The 16,111-nt window shown below is 66.6% G+C and carries 15 protein-coding genes and 1 pseudogene; 7 read left to right on the top strand and 9 right to left on the bottom strand.

Going from position 1 to position 16,111, the window contains the following annotated elements; all coding sequences use genetic code 11:
* Positions 1-66: 66 nt before the first annotated feature.
* Positions 67-849, bottom strand: a complete 783-nt coding sequence (locus F3087_RS19215) for a winged helix-turn-helix transcriptional regulator (RefSeq protein WP_150403381.1) — start codon at positions 847-849, stop codon at positions 67-69.
* A gap of 439 nt (positions 850-1,288) precedes the next feature.
* Here F3087_RS19215 and F3087_RS19210 point away from each other — a divergent pair, with 439 nt between their 5' ends.
* Complete coding sequence (locus F3087_RS19210) at positions 1,289-2,095, top strand: alpha/beta fold hydrolase (protein WP_191094077.1); 807 nt, start codon at positions 1,289-1,291, stop codon at positions 2,093-2,095.
* Positions 2,096-2,444: 349 nt separating this feature from the next.
* Here F3087_RS19210 and F3087_RS19205 read toward each other — a convergent pair whose 3' ends face one another.
* Positions 2,445-3,320, bottom strand: a complete 876-nt coding sequence (locus F3087_RS19205) for a LysR family transcriptional regulator (RefSeq protein ID WP_150403379.1) — start codon at positions 3,318-3,320, stop codon at positions 2,445-2,447.
* A gap of 121 nt (positions 3,321-3,441) precedes the next feature.
* Between F3087_RS19205 and F3087_RS19200 the strand changes: the two genes are divergently transcribed.
* On the top strand, positions 3,442-4,059 hold the full coding sequence (locus tag F3087_RS19200; protein WP_150403378.1) for a dihydrofolate reductase family protein: 618 nt from the start codon (positions 3,442-3,444) through the stop codon (positions 4,057-4,059).
* 61 nt (positions 4,060-4,120) lie between these two features.
* Here the strand turns inward: F3087_RS19200 and F3087_RS19195 are convergent, their stop codons facing one another.
* A complete protein-coding gene (locus F3087_RS19195; RefSeq protein WP_150403377.1) occupies positions 4,121-4,612 on the bottom strand; it encodes a MarR family winged helix-turn-helix transcriptional regulator in 492 nt (163 codons plus the stop codon).
* A 62-nt stretch (positions 4,613-4,674) separates the two neighbouring features.
* Between F3087_RS19195 and F3087_RS19190 the strand changes: the two genes are divergently transcribed.
* Positions 4,675-5,940, top strand: a complete 1,266-nt coding sequence (locus F3087_RS19190) for an amidohydrolase family protein (RefSeq protein WP_191094048.1) — start codon at positions 4,675-4,677, stop codon at positions 5,938-5,940.
* Between the two features lie 54 nt (positions 5,941-5,994).
* Entirely contained in the window at positions 5,995-6,600 is a 606-nt protein-coding gene (locus F3087_RS19185; protein ID WP_150403375.1) for a dihydrofolate reductase family protein, read from the top strand.
* Positions 6,601-6,673: 73 nt separating this feature from the next.
* Here the strand turns inward: F3087_RS19185 and F3087_RS47145 are convergent.
* Positions 6,674-6,751, bottom strand: a pseudogene (locus F3087_RS47145) (winged helix-turn-helix transcriptional regulator); the annotation flags it as partial.
* On the opposite strand from F3087_RS47145, the gene F3087_RS46635 reads away from it, so the two are divergent.
* The 3 genes from F3087_RS46635 to F3087_RS19170 all read left to right on the top strand — a co-directional run bounded on the left by F3087_RS46635 (position 6,723) and on the right by F3087_RS19170 (position 13,280).
* The gene (locus F3087_RS46635) at positions 6,723-6,884 is read left to right on the top strand and encodes a hypothetical protein (RefSeq protein WP_223885240.1); all 162 of its coding nucleotides are present in this window, start codon (positions 6,723-6,725) and stop codon (positions 6,882-6,884) included. The pseudogene F3087_RS47145 and the gene F3087_RS46635 sit on opposite strands and share 29 nt — an antisense overlap.
* A gap of 1,207 nt (positions 6,885-8,091) precedes the next feature.
* Positions 8,092-8,910, top strand: a complete 819-nt coding sequence (locus F3087_RS19175; protein WP_150403374.1) for a hypothetical protein — start codon at positions 8,092-8,094, stop codon at positions 8,908-8,910.
* Between the two features lie 155 nt (positions 8,911-9,065).
* Entirely contained in the window at positions 9,066-13,280 is a 4,215-nt protein-coding gene (locus tag F3087_RS19170) for a serine protease (RefSeq protein ID WP_191094047.1), read from the top strand.
* A 3-nt stretch (positions 13,281-13,283) separates the two neighbouring features.
* On the opposite strand, the gene F3087_RS19165 is transcribed toward F3087_RS19170, so the two are convergent.
* The 5 genes from F3087_RS19165 to F3087_RS19145 all read right to left on the bottom strand — a co-directional run bounded on the left by F3087_RS19165 (position 13,284) and on the right by F3087_RS19145 (position 16,047).
* Entirely contained in the window at positions 13,284-13,958 is a 675-nt protein-coding gene (locus F3087_RS19165) for an RNA polymerase sigma factor (RefSeq protein WP_150403372.1), read from the bottom strand.
* 31 nt (positions 13,959-13,989) lie between these two features.
* Positions 13,990-14,487, bottom strand: a complete 498-nt coding sequence (locus tag F3087_RS19160) for a hypothetical protein (RefSeq protein ID WP_150403371.1) — start codon at positions 14,485-14,487, stop codon at positions 13,990-13,992.
* A gap of 172 nt (positions 14,488-14,659) precedes the next feature.
* Positions 14,660-15,085, bottom strand: a complete 426-nt coding sequence (locus tag F3087_RS19155) for a DUF2871 family protein (RefSeq protein WP_150403370.1) — start codon at positions 15,083-15,085, stop codon at positions 14,660-14,662.
* A gap of 40 nt (positions 15,086-15,125) precedes the next feature.
* On the bottom strand, positions 15,126-15,551 hold the full coding sequence (locus F3087_RS19150) for a DUF4267 domain-containing protein (RefSeq protein WP_150403369.1): 426 nt from the start codon (positions 15,549-15,551) through the stop codon (positions 15,126-15,128).
* A gap of 115 nt (positions 15,552-15,666) precedes the next feature.
* Positions 15,667-16,047: an antibiotic biosynthesis monooxygenase family protein gene (locus tag F3087_RS19145; protein ID WP_191094046.1), complete on the bottom strand. Its 381-nt coding sequence runs from the start codon at positions 16,045-16,047 to the stop codon at positions 15,667-15,669.
* Positions 16,048-16,111 lie beyond the last annotated feature (64 nt).

The raw sequence follows: 16,111 nt of genomic DNA, 5'->3' as shown, positions 1-16,111 counted from the left end.
CGTGAGCCCGCGGAGTCTGACCTGTCGGCCGGCGTAACCTCGCCACCGGGGTCCGCGGACTGCCGCTCACCCCCGACGACTTCCTGCGCTGACGGCGGGATCCGGGCGTTCGGCGTTCGGTGACCCGGGGCCAGGTGAAACGGGGCCCGGCGACACGGGATCCGGTGGCCCGGGGTCCTGTGGCGCCGGATACCGCACGGCTGCGGGAAAGCAGCGCAGCAGGGCGGCGAGCCGCGCGGTATCGCCCGCCACCTCGGTGTCTGCCCGCTCGACGGCGTCCTGGAGCGCCGCACCGGCGAACACCAGATCGCGCAATGTCGCCGCCTCCGGCACGGTCAGCCACGCATCGGGTTCGGCGTGCTCACCGCGGTCCAACTCGAGGTGCCCGCCCGCAACGGTGATGCGGAACCGGTCGCCCGCGACGTCCAGCTGGCAGCGCAGCGACAGCTCACCCGCCAGTGCCGGATCGAAGGTCGCGCGCAGGGCGAACAGGAGCGCGTCGACGCTCAGTTCCGCCGCGCCGTCCTCGGGTAGCGGTGCGCGGCTGCCCCAGTGGGCGAGCGCGCGGAGCACGGGCTCCAGTTCCTGCCCGCGCTCGGTGAGTTCATACACGGCGGCGGGCGCAGGCGGTCCCAGGCGCCTTCGCCGCACCAGGCCGTCGGCTTCGAGCTCGCGCAACCGCTGCGCGAGGACGTTCTGGCTCATCTGCGGCAGCCCGCGGTGCAGGTCGGAGTAGCGCTTCGGGCCGAACACCAGCTCCCGCACGACGAGCAACGCCCACCGCTCGCCGACCGCGTTCAGCGCTCGCGCGATGCCGCAGGGGTCGTCGAACAGCCGCTTCTTTGTCATGCCCCCGATTGTACTTGCGCAACAGGTGTGAATACTACTAAATTAGGAGTACGAACCCCGTGACCTCAGCCGGCGGCACCGTCATCGGCTGCACACGGCACGGCGATAGGGCCCCGGGTGGTGCTGGTCGGCGGCGGTCTCGACGACGGAACGGAGAACGCCCCACGCGCCGAGGCGCCGGCCGCGCACCGTGCTCAACTAATCCGTTCGCAACACCGAGAGAAGGAATCGAACCCATGGGAAAGCTCGCGATCGAGACGAGAGGGTTGAAGAAGAACTCTGACAACCCGGCCCACTCGGCCAACGCGATCACCCGTACCGAGCCCGGAACTCCCCGAAACCGGCCCGAAGTGCGGGCCGCCCACATCACTCAATCCCGGTCGACATTCTTCGACGGTGACGACCACGCATCGAGAAATGGAGAGAAGCAGTGAACGAGATGACACTTCGTGTGACGTCCGCCGACGGTACGAGGATCGCCTACGACCGGAAAGGCACTGGCCCGGCGGTGATCCTCGTCGGCGGCACCCTAGACGACGGCGCTGAGAACGCGCCGCTGGCCCGGCTCCTTGCCAACCATTTCACGGTCTACAACTACGCACGGCGCGGCCGGGGCGACAGCGGCGATACACCGCCGTACGCCGTGGCGCGGGAGGTGGAAGACCTCGACGCGCTGATTGCGACAGCCGGCGGCTCGGCTCACGTATACGGCGCCTCATCTGGCGGCGCCCTCGCGCTGGAGGCAGCAGCGGCAGGTTCGGCGATCGACAAGATCGCGGTGTGGGATGTGCCGTACGTGATCGGGGACGATCTGTGGCCGAGGTTCAACCAGTACATCGCGGACACCCACGAGGCATACAAAGCCGGCCGGGACGAGGAGCTCCTGGAACTGTTCATGAGGCTTACCGGCGGACCCGACGCGGACATCGCGGCTGGCAAACAGCACCCGCTCTGGGCCTCGTCCGTCGCGCTCGCCCACACGCTCGTCAAGGACGCCACGGTCCTCAATGACTACAAGATCCCCACAAACCGACTTGCCCGCATCACTCAGTCGGTCCTGGCGACCACCGAGGGTCCGACCACCCAGCCCCAGTTCGCAGGCCTCCCGACCGACTTCTTCGACCGCGCCGCGAAAGCGATAGTTGCTGCCATCCCCCAGACCGAACGACACACGCTCGACGGACAGGGGCATGTCGTCGACCCCGAACTCATGGCCCGTGTACTGAAGACGTTCTTCAACCAGTAACCCGTCGACTGATCAGGTCGCGACCGTGGGTCGCTTCGGAACGCAGGCCCATCGGCCACGTCAGCATCGGTCGGTGAGCGGCGGCTCCTGAGTTCCGGAGTCTCGCCCCCATCACGTCGTGATCACTGGGTCGAACGGACCCACCGGGACTGTGGCCCAACGGCCTTCACCCACCTCGGCCGAGTCTGATTCTGGCCGACACCGCCTGGCCCGGCGTCAGCGGAGCCGCCGCCCTCGTTTACACAGACCTGCGGGGGTGGTGGCTATGTCGCGAACCAATCGATTCTCAGCCCACCTGCTAAGCGGCACGAACATCCGCTCATGCCGCTGTGCGCGCTGAGCGAAGCGGTCACGCAGAGGTGGCCGGCGTGGCGTCGGCGAGGGCGGCCAGTACGGCGGTGGCGGCGGGCGGGTCGGGTGGGTCGCCGTAGGTGGCGGCGTAGATCCGGCGGTGGCGGCCGGTGAGTTCGGTGGCGTGGATGTCGGGGCGGCGGTGGGCTCGGAGCGCGAGGCCGGGCAGGGTGGCGACGCCGAGGCCGGCGGCGACGAGGGATTGCACGACGACCATGTCGTCGCTGTGCGAGGCGATGCGGGGAGTGAAGCCCTCGTGCCGGCACACGGCGTTCAGTTCGTTCTGGCATCGATCGCAACCGCCGATCCAGGCGGAGTGGCGGTGGTTGGCGAGGCTGTCGCCGGGGCTGCGGCTGATGAGGTAGATCGGGTCGTCGCCGAGGTGTTGGAGGCGGAATCCGTCATCCTCGACGGGGGCGTCGGCGTGGCGGTAGACGAGGGCGATGTCGATCTCGCCGTGCCGCAGCATGTTCAGCGCTTCGACGGGGTGGCGGTCGAACAGGCTCAGCTCGAGTCCTGGGTGTGCCTGGGCCAACCCGGCGGCCGCCGCAGGCACGATGGTGCTCAGCGCGGATGCGTTGGCGGCCAACCGGACTCGCCCGGCCTGCAGGCCGACCTGGGCGGCCAGCTCGTTGGTCGCCGCGTCGACTCGGCCCAGGATCTCGGCGGCCCGGTTGGCCAGCAACTGCCCTTCCGGCGTCAGCCGGATCCCGCGACCGATCCGCTGAACGAGTTTGACGCCGATGGCCGCTTCCAGGCGGGCCAGGTGGTGGCTCACCGACGGTTGGGAGTAGTGCAACTCCGCTGCTGCGTCGGTGACCGAGCCGTGTCGGGCTACCGCGGCCAGAACCTTGAGGTGGATCAGGTTGAGCATAGATCAAGAATATTGATGTTTTTCCGGCAGAATTGACATTAGACGTCATGCGATGTGACGACCATGCTGGCACGTGATGGGACCGCGAAGGCGGCAGGTTGCCACGAGAAGGACGACGCAAATGACCACACGGCTGGGCAGGGTGACCTGCGATCTGACGATTTCGGTCGACGGATACTCGGCAGGGCTCAACCAGAGCGAGGAACGACCGTTCGGCGACGACGGCGGAGACGGCTGGGGCGACCAGCTGCACGCCTGGTATGCCGATGCCGAGGAGAACCGGGTCGAGCTCGACCGGGGGACCGCGGCCAAAGCATTCATCATGGGGCGCAACATGTTCGGCCCCGTGCGCGGCGAGTGGGACCGGCAGTGGAACGGCTGGTGGGGCGACAATCCGCCGTACCACGGCCCGGTCTTCGTGCTCACTCACCACCCGCGCGATCCGCAGCCGATGGACGGCGGCACCACGTTCCACTTCGTCACGGACGGAATCGAATCCGCGCTGAAACGCGCACGCGAAGCGGTCGGGGACGGCGCCATCTCCATCCACGGCGGCGCGACCACCGTCAACCAGTACCTCGCCGCCGGACTGATCGACGAGCTGCGGCTGCACATCGTGCCGCTCACGCTCGGCGCCGGCACGCGGCTGTTCGACGGCGTCGCGCCACTCAATCTGCAGCAGGTGGAGTCGCGGGCAGCGAACTCGGTCACGCACCTGACCTATCGCGTGCTGCGCTGATCCGGAAGGGCGCATCGGAGCACTCTGGGCGGAGAGCTATGAAGCCTCGCGCCCGGCCGAGTCAGTCCGAGTCGGATTTCGTTGGCGTGCTGTCTTTTCGGCTGTCATCGGCTGACGACACCGCTTCCTCCAAGTTCGCGATCAACCGCGTCAGCAGAGCCGCGAGGTGCTGAATCTCGCTCTCGTCGAACCCGGTGAGTGCGTCCGCGTGGCCTCGCGCCAACACCTCCCGAGCCTCGGGCAGCAGCGACTTCGCCTGGTCGGTGAGCGCGACCAAGCTGCTGCGCCGATCGTTCGGATGCGGTGTGCGCTGGATCAGGCCATCGCGTTGCATGCGGGCCAGCAGTTCGGCCATGGCGGGCTGCCCGGCGCTGGAGCGCGTGGCCAATTCCTTTTGGGTCAGGGCAGATCCGTCCGCCAGCGAGCCGAGGACCGGGATCTGGCCGGCCGTGATGCCCAGTGCTCGCAGGCGACTGTCGTGGAGCAGCGCGAAGAGCCTGGCCGCATGGTTGATCAGCTGGGCGGGTGCCGATTCGGGGCGCCATTCCGTCATGCCGTCCAAGATACATCGGATCCGATCTAGATTTTATATCGGGTCCGATGTACTTTGCTTGCATGATCATTCGAAACGTGACAGTCATCGACGGATCCGGCGCGGCGCCGATCGAAGACGTGGAAGTCGTCGTCACCGGCGAACGGTTCACCGAGGTCCGGCCCAGCGCATCGGACGCGACGCCGGCCGACGGTGAGGTCATCGACGGCCGCGGCGGCTACCTGATCCCCGGATTGTGGGAAAGCCACACGCATTTGGCCGGCTACGCGGCCACCCTGCCGGAACCGGAGCAGGTCCCCTTCGTCCTGCGGGCACTGGCCGATTTCCGCGCGGCGGGGATCGCCGTGGTCGTGGACCTGGGTGGCTCACTGACCATCGATCACGCTGTGCGGCAAGCTGATTCAGGCGAGACGGCGAAACTCTTCTACGCCGGCCCGGTGTTCACCGGGATCGAGGGCTGGCCACTGCAGGCACACGGCAACCCGGCGATGGCCCTTCAGGTCAGCGATCCCGACCACGGTCGCCGGCTGGTACTCGAGTTGGCCGAGGACGTCGACTTCGTCAAATTCATCTACGACGGCGAACCAGGAGCTCCGGACAAGCTGTCCCGCCGCGCCTTGCACGTCATGGTCGAGGCCGCGCACGAGGCGGGGAAGAAGGCGCTCGTGCACATCCGCACGCACGCCGACATCGAAGACGCGGTAGCCGCCGGGGCGGACTGCGTCGAACACGCACCCTTGCCGTCGGACGATCTCGCCGAAGCCGGGAAACTCGCCGATCTACTGGCGAATTCCGGAACCTACTACTGCCCGACCCTGGTGACCTGGGAGCAACTCGGACACGGCGGCGACCTCGGCTACCTCCAGGAACTGCTCGTCGACGGAATCATCGACGAAGCCGAGGCGCGGGCAGTGGCGGTGCATCCGAGATTCGGGCAACCGTTCCCGCACCACCCCGCGGCGGAATCCATGACGCGTTTCCGGTACGGGATGCGAACGCTGCCGATCATGCACGCGGCAGGGGTGAAAATCGTTGCAGGCAGCGATGTCTCGCTGACGATTCCGTCGCCACCGTTGGCGTTGCTGCGCGAACTGCAGCTGTTCGCCAAGGCCGGGCTGCCGGCGGCCGAGATCATCGTCACGGCAACCCGGCACGCCGCCGAACGGATCGCGATGCCTGGCTACACCGGCACGATCACGGCCGGCTCGGTGGCCGACGCGCTGCTGCTCGACCGTGACCCGCTCGCGGATCTGCGCGCCCTGTCCGACCCGGCCGCCCGCGCGGCCATAATCCATCGGGGCCGGGTACTTCCGCGGCTCGACCGATGAGTTTGTGGCTCCCGGCCGGTCAAAGCTGATGACACCCTAGGAAAGGACACCGCCATGTCGGAGCTTCTCGTCGACTTCATCACCTCCCTCGACGGCTACGCATCGGGAGCGGGCTGGCCCGGGTTCTGGGGTCTCGAGGGCCCGGAGTATCTCGCCTGGCTCGGCGAGCAGCCCGAGGCCACCCACCTGATGGGAGCCAACACCTACCGCCTGATGCCGGGCTTCGCCGCCGGCGAGGTCCCCGATGGTCAAGACGAGTTCCGGCCGGAAGAAGAGGCGTCCGTCGACGGGCTCACCAAAGCGTCCAAGGTGGTGTTCTCCTCCTCCCTCGAGGAGCCGCTGACCTGGGCCAACTGCACGCTCGTCCGTGACGACGCCGTCGAGGCCGTCCGCGCCATGAAATCGAGTGGTTCGGGGCTCCTCACCACGATCGGCAGCCTGAGCCTGTGCCGGTCCCTGCTGCGTGCCGGACTCGTCGACCGCTTCCGGGTCGTGATGTTCCCGGTCATCACCGGCGCCACGGGCGCAGAACGTATCTACGACGGCTATCCCGACGTTGCCCTCGAGCTGATCGAGCACCGCACCTTCGACGGCCGCATCCAGCTGGTCGAGTACAAGCCCCGCGTCCTCGAGCACCCCCCGCTCGGTGCCCCCGCGTGACGCGGAACCAGCGGGTCTGTGCCCACTGCGTCAGCATCGCAATCGGCTCCTGGAGTGTCCGGCCGAGCGGGGTCAGGCTGTATTCCACCCGTGGGGGAGCTTCGGCGTATCGCTGTCGGTCGATGAGCCCGTTGCTCTGCAGGCGGCACATCCTGTCCGTCCTGCTCGCTTTGGTGATGCTCCAGTCCGGCGTGATGAAGTTCGTTCGCCCCGCGTGGATACGCCGATTCGCCGAAGCGGTCCACCTCACCACCTCCCAGCTCGTCGTGCTCGGGAGCCTGTAGAGCGCCGCGGCGGTCGGCCTCCTCGGAGGTATCTGGTTCCCGCCCTTCGCGATTGCCGCCTCGATCTCGACATCAGTCGTGCTCGTGCTCGAGGTTCGCCTCGCCTGAGCTCTGACCCGCCGCATATCGCGCGGTCCCACGCATGCGGCTCGCTCGGAAGATCAACGGGCCGAGCTCGTCGGCATCTCGCTGTTTCGTTCGACGGAACACCAAATCTCCTTGGTGCGTCGGCCTCCGATGTGAGGTGTCAGGTCCGGATCGCCTGATTCCGTCGCCCGTCGCCCGTCGCCCGTCGTGTCGTTGGCCCTGGCGCAGATTCTATGATGCCCCTGTTTGCGCCTGTATTCGCTGAATTAGGTTTCTGGTCCCGCTCGTCGTCTCTGATGGGGGCCGAATGGTCGCCCGCCCCAACCTTTTCCATCCCGACACGGTTGATTCCACTGTCAGCACGTTTCCGAGACGGACGGGTAGGGACAGATATGGGAGACATCGGGCCGGTTCGCCGGCGCATCGAGGTGATTCCGGAAACTCCACCGGTACTGCCGGTTCCACTCCGACCGGAGACTCCGGTGCGACCAGCGGTGCCGGGACCGGCCGCACCGGCGCGCGAACCCGCCCCCGCACGGTGAAACCGCTTGATGTCCAGTCTGTTTGCGCGCAGGAATGATTCATGAACACCGCACAGGACTCGCGGAACCGGACCAGGGTGGCGCGGATATTGGACTCCTCCGATCGGCCGGTGGGGACTGGGTTCCTCGTCGGTCCACAGCTGGTAGCCACCTGCGCGCACAGTGTCGCGACGGCGATAGGCGGCGATCCACACAGCTTGCTGCGACCCCGTGTGCCGGTCAGAGTGGATTTCCCGTGGTGTGCGGCACTCAGCCGGATGACCGCCCGGGTGTGTGGCTGGGTGCCGGAGTATGGCGACGGGTGCGGCGATATCGCTGTGCTGGAACTCGACGGCGCACCACCGGCAGCAGCGAGTCCACCCTCGATGCGAGGGACCGATGGTATGCCTGACACCGGATTTCGGATGCTCGGATCAAGGAACAACGAATTCGGAATTGTTGCTGTAAGCGGCGACTTTCGGACTCCGGCATCGGGGACCAGCGTGGTAGTGCTGGAAGTCGCGCATGACACACCACCGATCTCCGACTGCTGTAGTGGCGCCCCGGTATGGGGCAGCGGAGCGAACACCGTGATCGGTATGGCGACGATCTCCGACCGGCGATCGGTCACCCGCACCGCCTCCATGATCCCGATCCAGGACGTGCTTCGCGTTGTCGATTCCGTGCAAGCCTCCGACGCCGGCCAGGAGGCGTTCGACGCCGAGCCGCTCGTCGGCGTTTACGGGCTCCGGACGTTCACCCTCGACCGAGGCACGCTGCGGCCGGTGTTCGATTGGAATGGCAGCACTGCGTGGGGTGACGGAACGTGTATCGCCGAGTGCAATAGGGGCGAACGGCATCAAGTTCCGGCCGACGGCTGTACCTGTGGCGTGTACAGCTTCCGAGATCTGAACCGCCTGCGGCAGCAGTATTCGCAGTCCGCCGCGATCGTCGGTGTGGTTGCGCTCGAGGGCCGAGTGGTCGAGGGTGTCTCAGGTTGGCGAGCGCAGGCGGCGCGTCTCGTCGCGTTGTGGGAACGGACCCCCGGAGTGGTGCATGGGTTACCGGGGGTCAAGCGGTGTGGCCAGCTGGAGGATATGGTTCGCGCCTATCCTGGCCTCAGCGTGGCCGGCTCGTCGAAAAGTGGCGCTTCGAGATATGCCTCGCCCTGGCCTGTCTTGTCGCCGACTTCGCTGTCCGGCCCTGTCCCGGGCCCTGTTCTGCTGAGACCTGTGGCAGCGAGCCCGACACCGTCGCGGCGCCAACGGTCAGTCCGAAGAACACCGTCCGGTGTCGCGATCGCCCTTCTCGGCGCAGTGATATCGCTGGCGATCGTGGTGTTTACGCATGGACCGGTCGTGCTGATCGGAATCGTTGTCATACTGGCCATCATCGTGGGACCGGAGTTCAGGCATTAGGGTCCTCCGTGCGCGCCGAGGGTCATTTGGTCCGCGGGAATTCCGTTCCCCGGTTCGTGCCCATGCTCGGCGACGATTCCATCGCGCCATCTGCGAATTTGCTACGCTTGCCGAACTTCTCCGGGAGGGTTTGACACGTGCAAGGGGCTCGACGCGTGCAGGGGATAGCGGAAACCGATCGGCTCGGCGGGGCTTCGGTGCGGATTCTGACGCACACCGGCGATGTGGTCGGTGCGGGATTCCTGGTGCGGCCCACGCTTATCGCGACGTGCGCGCACGTGGTGTCGGCGGCGCTGGGTCGGGAAGCGGCGGACGGCGAAAAGCCAGAAGAGCTTGTGGCCGTGGACTTTCCGTCGGTGGATGGCGCGGATCCGATACTCGCTCGGATCCAGCACTGGTCCCCGATCCGCGCGGACGGCCGCGGCGATCTCGCTATCTTGGATCTTCTCGTTTCGCCTCCGGATTCGATTGGGCCGCTTCCATTCTGGCCCGCTGGGCAGCCCTGGGGCGGCGAGTTCCGGATGTTCGGATTTCCGGCCGAGATGCCCGGCGGTGTCTGGGTGTCCGGCGAGTTCCGAGCCCCGCAGAGTCAGGGCTGGGTGCAGTTGCAGGCAGCGACCGGCGGACAGCCGATCACCGAGGGGTTCAGCGGCGCCGCCGTGTGGGACATCGAGACGCATGCCGTGACCGGAATGGCGGTCGCCGCCGACCGCCGCCGCTACACCCGCACCGCGTTCATGATTCCCATCGACGAGGTGCTGCGGTTGAATCCGGCGCTGCTGTCGAGCCCGTATCGCGGTATGGCGCCGTTCGACGAGGAGCACGCGGACTTCTTCTACGGGCGTGACGACGATGTCGAACGGGTGCGGGAAACCTTGCGGCAGAGCGGTTTCGCCGCAGTGGTCGGACGTTCCGGTACCGGGAAGTCTTCATTGATCCGAGCCGGAGTGATACCGCGATTGCGGCCGCAGGGGTGGCAGGTCGCCGCATTCCGGCTCAGCGGTGACGTCGCGTCGGAATCCGGTGTGCGCGTGGTGGGTTCCGGCATCGCTGCGGACGAGCCGTTGTCGACCTGGTTGCTCGAGCAGGCTGCGCCCGACGCCGACGCCGCACTGCTGCAACAGCTTCCGCCGCAAGGCACAGTGTTGTTCGTCGACCAGTTCGAAGATCTGGCTGTAGCCGCCCCGCGGCAGGCCCGAGCGCTGCTGCAAGCGTTGCTGGAGCTCGCCCGCGCCGACACCGAGGGGCGCTTGGCGATCGTACTCACGTTGCGCTGGGATGCGCTGGACAACCTACTCGACGCCGAAATCGCTGAATTCCTCGGCCGCACAACGGTTGCGGTGGCACCGCTGGGCCGTGCCCAACTGCGCGATGTGATCAGCCGCCCCGCCGCGCGGGCCGGAGTGACGCTGGACGACGCGGTGGTGCAGGCGCTGATCGACGGTGTTTTCGACCAGCCCGGCGGGTTGCCGTTGCTGGCGTCGGTGTTGGCGGACCTGTGGGCTCGGCACACCGGCGGCCGGATCACCGTCGCTGATTACGAACATGTCGGCAGCGTCGAGGTTTCCATCGCCCGGCGGGCCGAACAGGTCATGGACCAGTTCACCGATCCCGCCGAGCGGGCCGACGTGGAACGGCTACTGACGTTGCTCGCGGCGCCGACCTCCAGCGGCGCCGGGTTCCTCCGAACGGTGCTGCCGATGCGGGAGTACCCCGAACTGCGCGGTGTGGCCGGGCGGCTGGCGCTCGACCGCCTGGTCGTCGTCGGCCGCGACAAGCACGGCGAAGACACCGTTGAGCTGGCGCACCAAGCGCTCATCGACAACTGGGAACGGCTGCACGACCAGTTGCAGTCCGACCGCGACTTCCGCGCCTGGCAGCAACACCTCGCGCAGGATCTGGACAACTGGGAACGGCGCGGTCGCGAGCACGACGCGCTGCTGCGCGGTACCGCGCTGGAGACCGCGAAGGACCAGCTCGATGCTCGGAAATCCGATGTGCCGCAAACACATAGGGAATTCATCGCAGCCAGCCTTCGGCTGCGCGGACGGGAAGTGCGGCGCCTGCGGCTGGTGGCAGCGACGCTCACCGTTCTGGTGGTCGTGGCCGCGTCTATGGCGGTTCTCGCCTACCAGAGCAGTGCGGCTCGTGCGGCGCAGTTGCGGTTGCAGGCGGGACGCAGCCTCGCGGCGGAATCCATGCGGGTGGCCGACTCCGACGTGGACAAGGCGTTGCAATTCGCGCAAGCGGCAGCGCGGAATGCGCCGGACGACGACACAGTGCGGACGGCGCTGCTATACCAGCAGTTACGGATGTCGTCCGTTACGGATTACCGGACCGACCTGTGGCACGACGGGACCTTCGGGGCGGCAAGTGCCGACGGGTCCGAGGTCGCGGTCATCGAGGGACGCGGCGTCACAGTGTGGGCAGGCCTGCTCGGTGGTGAGCCGACGCCGTGGCGACTTCCGCCGATCGCGGGGAAGGTCACCTCGCTGAACCTGAGCCGCAGCGGCTCCGCACTTGCCGTAGTGACCGCCGACGGCGGGGTCACCGTATGGAATGTCCGAAACCGCACCGGTCCTGCGCTGGTCCATTCGCCGGAGCCCGCGCCGCTGCTGCCCAACGGCGTGTCGACAGGCTGGGACCAGACCGGGCGGTGGCTCGCGGTACGACTCAACCGTGCGCAGGTCCAACGGGCAGACCTCCAGCAGGCTCAGCACACCGACCTGCTGGAGGTGTACGACATGGCGGGGGATGCGCCCGTTCTGGTCTCGTCCCCGCCTCCGCTGGGAGATTTCGCCCAGTTTCCGGACTATGTCGACCCGACCGGCACCATGGTCGTGATGCGCGAGTCGAATTCGGCGGGCACGCGAAATGTTCTGCGCGATGCCACAACCGGACAGCCGATCCGGGAATTGCCGGACGGCAGGATTACCTCCACCGGCCTGATCGCCGGATGTTCCGACGACCAACTGGTCGTCTCGGACGCACTGACGGGGGCTGAACGTCTGCGGTCAACACGCGGCTCGGGCTCGACGCCCGGGGATTGCCGGTGGGCCGTCGACAGCAGCGGTCGGTACGCGTGGTCGACGAACATCGGCGCCGAAGATACGCTAGGCCACGTTCAACTCGTCGACCTCCGGAGCGGCCAGGCCTTCGTCCTCCAGGCGGCCGGCCCCCGGGGCACGTTGGCCGCGGTAGTACTGGTGAGCCCTGCCGACGACGGCCCGAGGCTGACCCAGTTCACGCCGAGTGGCCTGCTGCGCTTCGCGCCGGCCGTGGCGATCTCGGACACGAATGTGTTTGCCGGATCGGTCACCGTCCAGCGGATTGTCCAGTGGAGCCCGGACGGCTCGTTCGTTGTAGAGGTCTCATGCGGCCGCGAAGATGCGAACGCGACGCTGCGCGTTGTCGAAATGGCCCCGGCCATAAGGGAAGTCGCGCGCATCTCGCTGACCCTTGCCGTGCCGGGGGCGATTCCACCCGAATCCGCTTTCCGGATCACTGCCGACGGGAAGCACCTCGTCATGGCCGGTGCGGTGGGTGCCATCACCCTCTTCTCGCTGCCCGGACTCGCTGTCGAGCGCAGCATTTCGTTACCGGTCCCGCCCGAACTCGGACCTGGACTGCGGCGACCGACATCCATCATGCAGCCCGGCGACGACGACCTGGCCGTCTTCCATGCGGGCTCGGTCACCCGGTGGCGGATCAGCGATGGTAAACAGCTCGGCCAGACCGTGCGGACTTGGCGCGACACCGACGAACTGAAGTGGATGGTGCGGGCCGGCGCGCAGGCGTTCCTCATCCCGACGCACAACGATGAGTACGTCACCGAGAACATCGACGGCGATACAGTCCGGAGCCTGGATGACGGCCGAGTGCTCCGCACGGTTCCGGTCGAACCGATCGATCGCGGCAAGCGGCAGGATGCCTTCGTCAGCCCTAGCGCTCCACAGATATACATCACCTACGACTCCGGGGAAGGCACCGTGGAGGACTTCGACCGCGGTATGGAATCACCTTCCGCACAACCATTTCCGTCGGGGACCGGGGTGGGCATGACCAACGATGGCCTGCTGGTGGTCGACAACCTCGGAACACTGGAGATCTGGGATTTCGATCGCGGTGCAAAGCTCTTCGATGTGAAGATCTCCGGCCAGCAGTACGGGCATCTCTCCGGAGATACCCTGTACGCGCTGAACCCCGGTAGGTACGCCGGCGCCGGAGGTGTGGGACGGTACTCGATCAATCTCGACCGCGATGGCCTTCTGGGACGGCTCTGCGCGATCAGTGATCGCGACTACACCCAGGCTGAACGCGACCAGCTGCCGGTGGGAGCCGAGCGCACCCCACCCTGCCGAGGGGGCTGACGATCAAGCGACCTGCTCGTCGAGGTATTTCCGGACGCGTAAGAGCCCGTCGTGGACGTATCCCTTGACGGTGCCCTCCGCTACGCCCATGACCCGAGCGGTCTCCTTGTACGTGTTTCCCTCATAGGTGTAGATGATGACCGCCTCGCGTTCCCGAGGCGGTAACACGTCCAAGAGCTGGATCAGCATGTCGCGCAAGGCGATCATGTCATCGAACGGCAGCCCGGCCTGGTCGGCGAGGACCGAGAGGCGTTCGTGCCCATCGGAATCCAGCCGTTCCCGGTCCTTCGCCGCCCGGACCATGGCATCCTTCACCAGGTTTTCCGCCGTGGTCCACAGGTACTTCCGTAGCCCTTCGACGTCGGTGATGTGGTCCGGCCAGCGGGCGTACACGCGCATGAACGCGGTCTGCACTATGTCGTCGGCGTCGACCCGGCTGCGCGTCAACTTGGTGATGCGGGCCAGCAGCATCTCGCTCGCCGACTCGTAGGCCTCCACCAGCATTTCGGCGAACGCCTGCTCCCGTTGCGCACCGCCGCGGGCGATCCGGATGACGGCCGGTTTTGTCTCGGCGGTGAGCAGCGTGAGCGGAGCCTGCGCACATTCGTGCAACACCACACGCAGCAGGGCGGCAAAGGAAATATCACGGGCCTGGGCGGGATCGAGTGGCGCGCTCATGCGATCTGGCTCCCTGTCGTCTCTCGGTATCTTATGCCCGATAGTCGAGCCAGCGAGTGGTCGATGTCCTCGAGGTCAGGATGATCGTGGCGATCGGGAAGGCGGCCACCACTACGGCGAACAGCGGGCTGAAGAGCACACCGTAGTCATCGGAAGGCCCGGCAACGGCAAGCACGACCACCGCCTCGATAACAAGGTAGGCCAAGTCGACCGCACAGCCGATGATGATCAGCCGGCGGGCCGAGGCCCGCTTACGAAACATCTGGATCCCGCCGGCAAGCAACAGTGCACCGTCGACCAAGAAGATCGGGATCGAGATCGCGAAAAGCATTCGCGGAAAATAGGTTTCGCTGTCCACGTCGAGCTCGCTCAACATCGCTATCCCGACGACGAGCGCCAGAATACTCAGCAGCCGATGCGCACCGCCGAGGCAGGCGAGCACCCCGGCCGTGACAGCGGTCCCACCACTGGGCGGGGGCACCGGGTGTGAATGGGCAAAGGCGTCAGGGGTGGTCGGGCTCTGCGTCATGGCGGATTCCTCCTAATCGAACTGACTGTTCGTAGGGATCAACCGCCATGGGTCACGAAAGGTTGGGTCCGGGAGCACATCACAGAATGTTCATGCCGCGAGCCGGGCGTTGGTCGGCCGTCCAAATCCGTTGGTCGGCCGGGCTTCCCAACGCGCGGAAATGCCTGCGGGATCAGGCGGAAACCACTTCCTTGCCGCGGGCTGTGATGGCCTGGTGCACGGTGAGGAAGAACAGCACGAATCCGATCGTCAGCAGGATGTGGGCTCCGCCGGACAGGTGCGACAGCAGCTGATATTCGCCGACTCCGAGGACGGTCCGGGCACCGATGACGGTCATGCACGACACCATCCAGAGGACACCGGCGTTGTAGACGGTGAAGAACCAGCGATATGCGCGGGTATCCGACAGGGCGAGTTGCTGTTCGAGCACCACGACGATCAGGAAGAACAGTGTTCCCAGCGTCAGTAGGTGGGTGTGGACAACGGCGAGTTCGGTTTTGCCGGTGAATTGGTGGGTTTTGGTGAGTTCGCGGTAGAGCAGGCCTGAGAACAAACCCAGTGCGGTGTAGCCGACGGCGGCCCAGTAGAGCTGTTTCATCGAGTCCTCGTTAGCGAAATATGTTGTGGGCGTGCCGGTGTCAGGCGGGTGCCGGGGTGGCGAGCTTCTGGGTCGCGGGCGCCGTGTCGGTTTCGCGGAGGAGCAGCAGGCCGGTGACGGCGATCAGTGCCGCGGTCAGGCCGTGGACGCCGAGCGCGGTGGCAGTGGAGCCGTGGTGGGCCAGGACGTTGATCAGGTCGCCGACCGGGGCAGCAGCAGTCATCAGCACGACCCAGCCCAGGGCGCGGCGCTGGCCGGTCACCAAGAGAACGCCCGCCCCCAGACCCATCGCGAGTTCGCGGCAGCCTTTCACGATGAGGATGCCGCCGCCGTCGCCGGCGGGAATGTTCGGCAGCCCGAAGCCTTGGGCGGCGCTCTCGGGGGTCAGGAGGAATGAGATCGCGAGGTAGAAGGTGAACAGAACGACGGCGGTGGCCAGGACCGTATTGAGGGTCTTGCGCGACATGGTTGTACTCCTGCGAGATTGAGACCTGTTGTCCGGCAGGGCATCCGGCCCTGCCGCGAGGTGCGCCCCGCCGGGCGCGCGTGTGCGCGGCCCGGCCGGGCGTCGAATCCTCGAGTCAGCGATCGGCGGACAGCATTTCGCCGGGTGCCAGCTCGAGGGTGAGGTGGTAGATCATCGGTCGTGCGGTGAGGTCGAGGCCGTCCTGCATCCGCAGTGTCAGTTCACGCCATTCCGGCGTGCCGAGGGCATTACCCAGCGCGGTGCCGCTGTCCCAGTCCCCGACGTTGACTAACACCGCGTCGGCCGCTTCACCGGCTGCCTGGAACATCCGGGTTCGGCGGAAACCGGCCGCGGCCGCCATGTACTGGGCGCTATCGCGCCAGCGCCGCAGGAACAGGTCCCGCTGTGCCGCGGGGACCGACATTGTGTTGATCACCGTGACGGGGGCGTCGGTGACGGGGGCGACGGGAAGGGGCGAGTCGGTTGCGTTCGTCATATTGTCACAGTAAGTGACAATATTCTTAGATGTCAATCCTGTTAGTTGGCAGTCTTGTTGAGTT

This window comes from Nocardia colli, assembly GCF_008704205.1.
Taxonomy (GTDB): Bacteria; Actinomycetota; Actinomycetes; order Mycobacteriales; family Mycobacteriaceae; genus Nocardia; species Nocardia colli.
This window is presented reverse-complemented; position numbering and strand designations above follow the sequence as displayed.